This window comes from Ruegeria sp. BHSB064, from assembly GCF_059613205.1.
Window position 1 is genome coordinate 21321 of record NZ_JBXWSB010000052.1, and the last position, 8804, is coordinate 30124.

The following is an 8804-nucleotide window of genomic DNA, read 5'->3' on the forward strand; positions in this document are numbered from 1 at the left end:
ATGGGCCTCTCATACCTGTCTCAACGGGTTGAGAAAAGCGGCAATTCCATCATGCGGCTTTGAAGCGCGCGGTCGCCGGGTCGGCATCGTAGTACTGCGCGAATTCCTCGGTCCGGCGGGACAGGTCATTGACGCTATCGATGATGAACTGTACCGTTTCCTCGCTCATCAGATACGAGAAATTCAGCCGCACCCAGCCGGGCTTCTTCATCTCTTCCCCCGCAGACAAGGCCGCGTGCAACGCGTCTGAGGCTTTACGATCAATACCCAGCAAGCGATGCGCGTATGGCCCTGCGCAGGCGCAGCCACCACGGGCCTGAATACCATAGATGTCGCTGAGCATCCGGGTGAACAGCTGCTGATGCACCGGCTGTCCAGCGTTGTCGCGGACAAGGAACGAGAAGATCGGCAAACGATGCGGGTTCTCGATCCCAAGCAAAGTCAGGTTCGGGTTGTCCTGCCAACCTTCCAGAGCCATCTGGTTGAACTGCGCCTCGCGCTCGGCAATTTCCTTTGTTCCGACGACATCCTTCACGATAAATGCCAGCGCCGCACGGATGTCTCCGATCACATTGGGCGTTCCAGCCTCTTCCCGCGTTGACAGATCGGCGCTGTAATCGTGGCGCCAGGGCGATACAAAACTGACGGTGCCACCACCGGGCCAGCTTGGGCAGGTCCGCTTTACTGCGGTTTGGTTTACGACCAAAACACCTGACGCGCCCGGTCCTCCTGGGAATTTATGCGGTGAAACCACGATCGCATCTTTTCGTGCATCCGAAGGGCCCATGTCCATCGGCAAGTACGGCCCTCCACCAGCGTAATCCCAAACGGCCAGCGCACCATGCGCCTTGAGCAACCGGGTTACGGGATCAGGGTCCGTGATAATGCCTGTCACGTTGGACGCCGCCGAGAATGACCCGATTAACAGATCGGCATTTGCATGTGCCTTGAGAACAGATTCCAGCGCTTGCAGATCTACACCCCCACCTTCGCCTTCAGGGATTTCGATGACCTGCGCCTTGCTCTCGCGCCAAGGCAGAATGTTTGAATGGTGTTCATACGGTCCGATTAAAACAACCGGCTGGTCAGCCTCTTCCACTCCCATCAAACTGACCAACCGGTTGAGCCCCGCCGTGGCACCGGACCCGGTAAAGATCACCGCGTCTTCTCCCCTCGCGCCAACTAGGCGGGCTATCTCGTCCCGCGCCTCTCGGCGCAGACGTGTCATATAGGATCCGCAGTAGGAGGCCTCGGTATGGCTGTTCGCGTAGAACGGCAACACATGCTGCGCGACATAGTCTTCGACCTGCCGCAATGCACGGCCCGAAGCGACGTAATCCGCATAAACAAGCGGTACGTCCCCAAGCAGACCCGGGATCAGAACGTTTTCTCCGATCAGCCCATCGCGCAGGTTGGACTTGTGAGTGGTGGAACAAAGATCCGCACGAAATTTGGACAGGGTCATGGCAAAGGCTCCTAACTGCCCACCCAATGTGATTTATTTATGCCGGAGAAACTTCACCTATCTTTGCGTAGATTTCGAAAATTTTGTGTCATATGATCAGATATGGCTTCAAAATTAGATCAAATTGACACGCGCATTCTGAAAGAGCTGCAAAAGGACGCTACCCTGTCCCAACGGGAACTGGCGGATCGCGTTGGTCTTTCTCAAAACGCCTGCTGGCGGCGATTGAAGGCCCTGAATGAAAATGGCGTCCTGACTGGATCCACCGCCCGTATCGCACGCGAGAAACTAGGGCTGAGCCTTGTGGTCTTTGTCATGCTGCGCACGCGGCATCATTCGGTCGAATGGCTTCAGACGTTTCGCAGCCATGTTCTGACCATCCCGGAAGTCGTGGATTTTCATCGCATTGGCGGCGATTACGATTACCAGTTGAAGGTCGTTACCGAAGACATGGCGTCTTATGACAAGGTCTACCAACGCCTGATCGAAAAGGTCGAACTGGACAGTGTCACCTCGTATTTCGCGATGGAAGCGATCGCCGAAGGGCGACCGCTGCCGATTTAAACCTCAGACCAACCCGAGCATCGTTTTCATACCACCGATGAAGGTTGCATCGTCCAGTGCCTTGCGGTTGTCGAGATATTCGACCGCATCTTCGCCCGCGCGATACCGCAACGTGTCAGTACCATCGGACACTGCTTCCCAGATCACGTCTGCCACGACGCTGGGCGGCGAGGTGCGCGATGCCATCTCTTCAGAACCCCAGGTGCCGAAAAGGGCCTGAACCACGGGCTGATATTCCGTCATGCTTTCATCATTGACGAAATCAAACGAACGACCACCGAAATCTGTTGCGATCAGCCCAGGCTCGACAATCTTGACCTTAATGCCAGCCGCAACGAGTTCGTAGTGCAGAGACTCTGACAGACCTTCGACTGCAAACTTCGTGCCGTGATACAGCGCCCCCAAGGGGAACGTGATCTGCCCGCCGATGGAAGAAATGTTCACAATGCAGCCAGAGCCGTTTGCCCGCATATGCGGCAATACCGCTTTGGTTACGGCCAGCAGACCAATGACGTTGGTGTCGAATTGACGGCGAATGCGATCCATCGGGAACGCCTCCAACGGCCCATAAGCCCCATACCCCGCATTGTTCAGCAAAGCATCAATCTGGCCGAACCGCGTTATCCCCTCTGCCACGGCCGTTGCGATCGAAGCTTCGTCGGTTACGTCCAGACGCGTGACCAGAACGTTTTCCAACTGCGATAGCTCGGTTTCCTTTTCCGGGCTGCGCATTGTTGCAATGACGTTCCAACCTTGCTTCTGAAACAGTTCTGCCGTGACTTTGCCGATACCCGACGATGCGCCGGTGATGAGGATGGTCTGTGCCATAGTCTTTCTCCGCAATGATAAGCCTGAGAGACAAATAGCTCCGCACGCCGCGAAGTACCTGCCGGATCCTCCTCAACTTCTGCCTGATTCTCCAAAGCTTCGGATTTTCCATGGTGCGAGCGCGCCCCAATAACTATGCTGAGCATAACCAAAAGGCGCTACAGCATGACGTTTGATCTGATCACCGAAATTTGCAAAGCCGCAGACGGACAGCCAGAAAGCGCACCGTTTTACGCAACCAGATTGGAAGGGTTTGGCCTGCTGCATGACGTCAGAACCAAACCCATTGAGGCGCAGGTTTATGAACCCATTGTCTGCCTAGTTCTACAAGGGAAGAAGGAAACACGCATCGGAGATCGGCTGGTCCAATTCGGAGCAGGCGACTCTTTGATCGTCAGTCATTCCGTCCCGGTCTTGGCCGCTGTTACTGAAGCGAGCCGGCAGAAACCGTATGTCGGGCTTGTCTTCTCACTCGACTTATCCATCCTGCGGGGCTTGTACGATGAAGTCGGCTCTGCTCCTGTGGCACACGAACCGGCACAAAGCCTTTCTGCATCCAAAGCCACGCCTGATCTTATCGATGCCATGACCCGCCTGTTTCGCGCCAGTCAGAATGCGATGGACACGCAGGTTTTGGCGCCGATGATCAGCCGCGAGGTTCATTACCGGCTGCTGCAAGCTGATCACGGTGGAATGCTGCGGCAAATGTTGTGGCGCGACAGCGCCGCAAGCCGGATCGCAAGGGTGATTGACGTTATCCGCGCAGGTTTTCGAACCCCACTGCCGGTATCTGACCTTGCGCAAACCGCTGGGATGAGCGTTTCAGCCTTCCACGCTCATTTCAAATCAGTGACGGCCAAATCTCCGCTGCAATATCAGAAAGACCTCAAGTTGCTCGAAGCGCGGCGGATTTTGTCGCACGGCGCGGCAAGCGTATCGCAGGCGGCCTTTGACGTGGGATATGAAAGCCCGACCCAGTTCAGCCGAGAATATTCCCGCAAATTTGGTGTTTCCCCAAGGCAGGATATCGGAACGCAAAGTGCAGCATAAAAAAAGGCCGCGCAGATTGCGCGGCCTCGAAATTCTTGGTGTCGGCAAAGATTAGTTCTTCGCGTAGAATTCGACGACCAGGTTCGGCTCCATCATCACCGGATAAGGTACATCGCTCAGGCCCGGTGCGCGCACGAAAGTCGCGGTCATTTTCGAGTGGTCGGCGTCGATGTAATCCGGAACATCACGCTCGGCCAAAGCAGCAGCTTCCAGAACAATGGCAAGTTGCTTGGACTTGTCGCGCACTTCGATCACGTCGCCTTCTTTGACGCGGTAGCTGGGGATGTTGACCCGCTTGCCGTTCACCTTGACGTGGCCGTGGTTCACGAACTGACGTGCAGCAAAGACGGTCGGTACGAACTTGGCGCGGTAGACAACGGCGTCCAGGCGGCGCTCCAGCAGACCGATCAGGTTTTCACCGGTGTCGCCTTTGACACGCTCGGCTTCGGCATAAATGCGGCGGAACTGCTTCTCGGTCAGGTCGCCATAGTAGCCTTTCAGCTTCTGTTTGGCGCGCAGCTGCAGACCGAAGTCCGACAGTTTGCCCTTGCGGCGCTGGCCGTGCTGGCCGGGGCCATATTCACGACGGTTGATCGGGGATTTCGGACGACCCCAGATGTTTTCGCCCATCCGGCGGTCGATTTTGTACTTGGCAGACGTGCGTTTGGTCACGGCTGATCTCCTTCGTTTAGGTCGAGGCCCTAACAGGCCACTATGAAGGGCGTTGTCCTCTTGAGGTTTCCCCCATGACAGGCATCCCCTTGCGGGGGCCACCAACACCAATGAAGCCGCGCTTATATCCGCAGAATTCACAGAGTCAATAAGCGAAATCAGAAAGGAAAGTAGCTAGGGGCAAATGCACCGAACGCGTGATGCCCGAGACTGGCCAGCGGAAAGCCGGATAGCGATTGGGCTCAGGTCTGCCGCGCTGCGACCTGACTTGGAAAGCTGACAACTTTCGCATCATGAGCGGGTTGTGCAAATGTCGATGCAGCAAAATCATTTACTTCGCTGATCCAGAAAGCCTGATCTCGTGGCGGACATCCGTCAGTAAAGACAAATGTCGGGTCAATTTCGCCTTCTTGTACGACCAGATCCGCTCTGAACCGCTGTGCACCATTGGTCAACACGACTGAGCCGCACACATCTCCGGCAACATCGCGGACAACGGCAAACCGATCCTTCGTCACAGACGTGACCGCACCTGCGCTGCCGGATCGCTCAATTGCCTGTTCGATGTCTTCGCTCAGAAACACGGCCTGACCGCGCCAGGACCAAGCCGCTCCAACGACCAGAAAAGCCCAAGGCGGTGACTCGAGCTCATCAAGCTCTGTTTGTTTCCATGAAATGGCTATTTGACCGTTTGTACCGGCTCTCATCTGCCCACTCGCACTTTTTACCACCCCAACACTTATTCCAACGCTTATCAGCACAAATTTCGGCGGAAAAGAGACGGAATTGCAGCATTCACGAGAATGTTGCATATGTGAATCACAACTCCGTGAGGCACATCCGAAGTTTTGCTGCAGCGACAAAGGGTTCTAGGCACTTTCCCCTCGTTTGCCGGTTTGAAAGAATTTTCCCAATTAATATCAAAGTGATACTTAGAAGCTCCGACGCTCGACCAAAACTTGCGCGTGTTCAAAGCACCATCACAAATTGCAAAGCGGCCTACAAGACTGCGTTGGAATGGCCTAGCCTAGCCAAGCGCTGATTGTTTTTGGAGAAGGTACATGCGGAACTGGCTCAGATGTGCAACCGTGGCCGCGCTGGCCCTGACAACGCAGACCTCGTTAGCGGCATCCGGAATTGCGCTAGGGTGGTCGGACCTTCCCGACCCTTCTGCGCAGGTATTTGAAGACCCTTTTCGCGACCTCAGCCCCGAACAGTTGGACGATCTACAGTTTGCCGTTCGCCTGCGAGTCAGGTTGCAACACAGTTCTGGCAGCGACGAGGAACGCGCTAAGTGGCAAGAGTTGTTGAACGAAACGGAAGCCGCACTGGCCCAAGATCAAATTGACGTCGACTGGATGCTGAACCAGCGCAAGGCCGTCGTCCAGCGGCGCACAGTTGCGGGAACAGCTGGGAATCCATTGCATGATGGTCAAACCATCACCCTGGATGGTTTTGCAATTCCAGCGCCGCCAGACGCGGATGGTCATCCTGTCGCTTATCTGGTGCCCGAGCCTGGAATGTGTAGCCACAGGCCCCCACCACCGCCAAACCAGATGATCCGCGTGCTGCTGAACGGCGACTGGGCACCGACCTACTACCACGAACCGGTACGTTTGACCGGGGTGCTGTCGATTGCACCCTCAGAAGAGAAGATGGTGGTCGTGGATGGCTTGATGCCGATGCACGCGACTTTTCTGTTGGAGGTCGATCAGGCCAATCCGCTGGCCTCACCTGAAGAAAATCTGGAATGGAACGAATCCCTGATGGATCGTATCCGCGCGGCAGACCATCGTAAGACCGGAGGCTCAGGGACAAGCGACTGATCAATCGGTACAAGCCTTAAGAACGCCCCTTAGCCGTGCCTCTTTGTTTCGCATTCAAAGGCCAGCGCCTTCAATGAAGAGAAATGGACAGGACCCCGGACGAACGCTGTCGACTCGTCATAGATCACTTCAAAGGCAAGCAGATTTCGGTCAGCAAATCCTCGGGCGCTGTTTCGCGCGGATCGTTGAGGTAAATCTCGTAACAAGGTTGATCCGCGGGTTCTTCACCAGACTCCGGCAACCAATTGCCGAACAAGCTGTGATAAGCAGCGCCGATCCCTGAATATGGCCCTTTATAGGTCAGCACAGCCGTCTTACCGCCGGGAATCGATAGTTCGTCCAGTCCTTCAGGGGTTTCTGCACCCCGGAACTCAGCCCCTGCATAACTGCGCAGTTGATCCTCTGGCACGTCATCGGGGCTATCAAGGTACAACGCGAGCACTGGACCAACCTGCGGCCAAAGCTGGCGGGATTCGCACATGGCCCCAAACGCTTCAAAGCTTTTGCCGATCTCGGAATAGGCCCCTTTGTGCGGCAGCGCGACAACGCGGCGGGCGGGTTCAGTACGCGTGGTAACAGGATGCATCGGATATCCTCCGGTTTTGAAATCTGGATGAGCGGGCAGAAATTGGCCCGCCTTGCGAAAGGCAGCGGGACTGCTGCCATAAGCCTCGGAAAAGGCGCGCGCAAAAGAACTTGGATTAGGATAGCCCACGGACAACGCAATGTCCGAGATTGCCCGATCCGTACGCACCAGCCAAGTGGCCGCCCGGTGCAGGCGCACACGACGCACCGCCTGTGCACAGGTTTCGCCGGTCAGGGCGCGAAACACACGGTGCCAGTGAAACCGTGACATCGCCGCTACGTCGGCAAGCGCATCCAAAGACAGGTCCCCGGCGGGGTTGTCATGGATATACGCCAATACGCGCAACACGCGGTCTTCATAGCTGGTGGGCATCCGTGTCGTTCCTTCTTGCTGCCAATCCGTAGTCGCATATCCCGAGCCCACAAATCTTGCTGAGTTGCATCAGGAGCAGGAAGTTAAGGTCCTGAAACGAATGAATCTGAGACAATGGCACGCACTTTTGACGCCGCTTTGAGGCTAGCCTCACGCACACGCACAGGATCAATCAGGAAGTTTTCCTCCCCTTCGACCAAAAGGCTTGCCATCTGATAACCAAAGCCAAGTTCGTAGTCCTGAATATATAGTCTGCACACCCAAGCTCTTCTTTCTTGAAGCTTGGAGCAATGAGCTAACAAACCAAAGCCTTCTTCAGTCATGCCATTCGTCTGCAGCATTTTCTGTAGAAGCAGGTCGCCGCGTACATTCACAACTTTCATTTGACCATCATTTGTTGCTTTGAACGGCACATTTAGCGAAGGCTGAAATTTCGCATCCGAATTGAGACGGCCAACTCTGAAAAAACCAAATTTCGTTGCCTCAAACCCCTCTCGAAGCAAAAAGTCGTTAAAGTTGGATGGATTCGCGTGCCTAAAACCGTATGCGACCAATACCTCTGGATCGTCTTCTTTCATACAAAATACTTGTTGTATGACGCCATCTCGCTCAACCAATTCCCCTGCTAAACGACGACCGTCTTTGAGATTGATATTCAAAACACGGCTCGCTTTGAACTCCAGCCTCTGAGCACCAACTTCGACGACGATCCTGGGCACAAAGTGGCATGCTGCGATCCGTTCGGCCTCTGCCAATGACGACCTGTGGAGTTTCCAAGCGATGGAACCATAAAACCACAGGATTGCCATCAGCAGCAAAACCAAGGCGACTTGTAGAAGAAGGACAGCCCCGCGAATAGCCGACTCAACGAATTTCACAATATCATCAATAACTTTCAGCATGAAAATACGCTCTGGAATGCCATCTAGTTGCATCTGAGGCCAGCCAACGGCATATAGCTATGAAAATTCGCGCAAGTGAGGCGTCATGACCCAGTATCTGGATTTCGAAAAACCGCTGGCAGAGATTGAAGGCAAAGCTGAAGAGCTGCGCGCGCTGGCCCGTGCAAACGAAGAAATGGACGTGGCCGAAGAAGCGGCCGCTCTGGACGCCAAAGCCTCCAAGCTGCTGGACGAGCTTTATGCCGATCTGACCCCCTGGCGGAAATGTCAGGTGGCGCGTCACCCGGAACGTCCGCATTGCAACGACTATGTGGATGCGCTTTTCACTGAATTCACGCCGCTGGCAGGAGACCGTAACTTCGCCGACGATCTGGCCGTGATTGGTGGCCTGGCACGATTCAACGATCAGCCGGTGATGGTGATTGGGCACGAAAAAGGCTCGGACACCAAATCGCGGATTGAGCGTAATTTCGGCATGGCCCGGCCAGAAGGGTATCGCAAGGCCGTGCGCCTGATGGAAATGGCCGGGCGTTTTGGTT

The 8804-nt window shown here is 55.2% G+C and carries 9 protein-coding genes and 1 pseudogene; 4 read left to right on the top strand and 6 right to left on the bottom strand.

Annotation, left to right across the window (positions count from 1 at the left end; genetic code table 11):
- Positions 1–49: 49 nt before the first annotated feature.
- Positions 50–1465: an aminotransferase class V-fold PLP-dependent enzyme gene (locus AC2FNU_RS13405; protein WP_496789115.1), complete on the bottom strand. Its 1416-nt coding sequence runs from the start codon at positions 1463–1465 to the stop codon at positions 50–52.
- A gap of 102 nt (positions 1466–1567) precedes the next feature.
- Between AC2FNU_RS13405 and AC2FNU_RS13410 the strand changes: the two genes are divergently transcribed.
- The gene (locus AC2FNU_RS13410; protein ID WP_496789119.1) at positions 1568–2029 is read left to right on the top strand and encodes an Lrp/AsnC family transcriptional regulator; all 462 of its coding nucleotides are present in this window, start codon (positions 1568–1570) and stop codon (positions 2027–2029) included.
- A gap of 3 nt (positions 2030–2032) precedes the next feature.
- On the opposite strand, the gene AC2FNU_RS13415 is transcribed toward AC2FNU_RS13410, so the two are convergent.
- Positions 2033–2857, bottom strand: coding sequence for an SDR family oxidoreductase (locus tag AC2FNU_RS13415; RefSeq protein ID WP_496789122.1), 825 nt, complete (start codon positions 2855–2857; stop codon positions 2033–2035).
- Positions 2858–3022: 165 nt separating this feature from the next.
- Here AC2FNU_RS13415 and AC2FNU_RS13420 point away from each other — a divergent pair, with 165 nt between their 5' ends.
- A complete protein-coding gene (locus AC2FNU_RS13420) occupies positions 3023–3907 on the top strand; it encodes an AraC family transcriptional regulator (RefSeq protein WP_496789125.1) in 885 nt (294 codons plus the stop codon).
- Positions 3908–3958: 51 nt separating this feature from the next.
- Here AC2FNU_RS13420 and rpsD read toward each other — a convergent pair whose 3' ends face one another.
- Both rpsD and AC2FNU_RS13430 read right to left on the bottom strand, forming a co-directional pair.
- Positions 3959–4579, bottom strand: a complete 621-nt coding sequence (gene rpsD / locus AC2FNU_RS13425) for a 30S ribosomal protein S4 (RefSeq protein WP_171091779.1) — start codon at positions 4577–4579, stop codon at positions 3959–3961.
- A 242-nt stretch (positions 4580–4821) separates the two neighbouring features.
- Positions 4822–5286, bottom strand: coding sequence for a hypothetical protein (locus tag AC2FNU_RS13430; protein WP_496789128.1), 465 nt, complete (start codon positions 5284–5286; stop codon positions 4822–4824).
- A gap of 354 nt (positions 5287–5640) precedes the next feature.
- Here AC2FNU_RS13430 and AC2FNU_RS13435 point away from each other — a divergent pair, with 354 nt between their 5' ends.
- Positions 5641–6405: a DUF3299 domain-containing protein gene (locus tag AC2FNU_RS13435; RefSeq protein ID WP_496789130.1), complete on the top strand. Its 765-nt coding sequence runs from the start codon at positions 5641–5643 to the stop codon at positions 6403–6405.
- 124 nt (positions 6406–6529) lie between these two features.
- On the opposite strand, the gene AC2FNU_RS13440 is transcribed toward AC2FNU_RS13435, so the two are convergent.
- Together AC2FNU_RS13440 and AC2FNU_RS13445 are read right to left on the bottom strand one after the other, a co-directional pair.
- On the bottom strand, positions 6530–7363 hold the full coding sequence (locus tag AC2FNU_RS13440) for an AraC family transcriptional regulator (RefSeq protein WP_496789133.1): 834 nt from the start codon (positions 7361–7363) through the stop codon (positions 6530–6532).
- 83 nt (positions 7364–7446) lie between these two features.
- Entirely contained in the window at positions 7447–8298 is an 852-nt protein-coding gene (locus AC2FNU_RS13445; RefSeq protein WP_496789136.1) for a hypothetical protein, read from the bottom strand.
- A gap of 52 nt (positions 8299–8350) precedes the next feature.
- Between AC2FNU_RS13445 and AC2FNU_RS13450 the strand changes: the two are divergent.
- Positions 8351–8804, top strand: a pseudogene (locus tag AC2FNU_RS13450) (acetyl-CoA carboxylase carboxyltransferase subunit alpha); the annotation flags it as partial.

Coding starts and splice junctions, on each gene's coding strand:
- AC2FNU_RS13405 (WP_496789115.1), bottom strand. CDS start 1,465: ATGACCCTGTCCAAATTTCGTGCGGATCTTTGTTCCACCACTCACAAG.
- AC2FNU_RS13410 (WP_496789119.1), top strand. CDS start 1,568: ATGGCTTCAAAATTAGATCAAATTGACACGCGCATTCTGAAAGAGCTG.
- AC2FNU_RS13415 (WP_496789122.1), bottom strand. CDS start 2,857: ATGGCACAGACCATCCTCATCACCGGCGCATCGTCGGGTATCGGCAAA.
- AC2FNU_RS13420 (WP_496789125.1), top strand. CDS start 3,023: ATGACGTTTGATCTGATCACCGAAATTTGCAAAGCCGCAGACGGACAG.
- AC2FNU_RS13430 (WP_496789128.1), bottom strand. CDS start 5,286: ATGAGAGCCGGTACAAACGGTCAAATAGCCATTTCATGGAAACAAACA.
- AC2FNU_RS13435 (WP_496789130.1), top strand. CDS start 5,641: ATGCGGAACTGGCTCAGATGTGCAACCGTGGCCGCGCTGGCCCTGACA.
- AC2FNU_RS13440 (WP_496789133.1), bottom strand. CDS start 7,363: ATGCCCACCAGCTATGAAGACCGCGTGTTGCGCGTATTGGCGTATATC.
- AC2FNU_RS13445 (WP_496789136.1), bottom strand. CDS start 8,298: ATGCAACTAGATGGCATTCCAGAGCGTATTTTCATGCTGAAAGTTATT.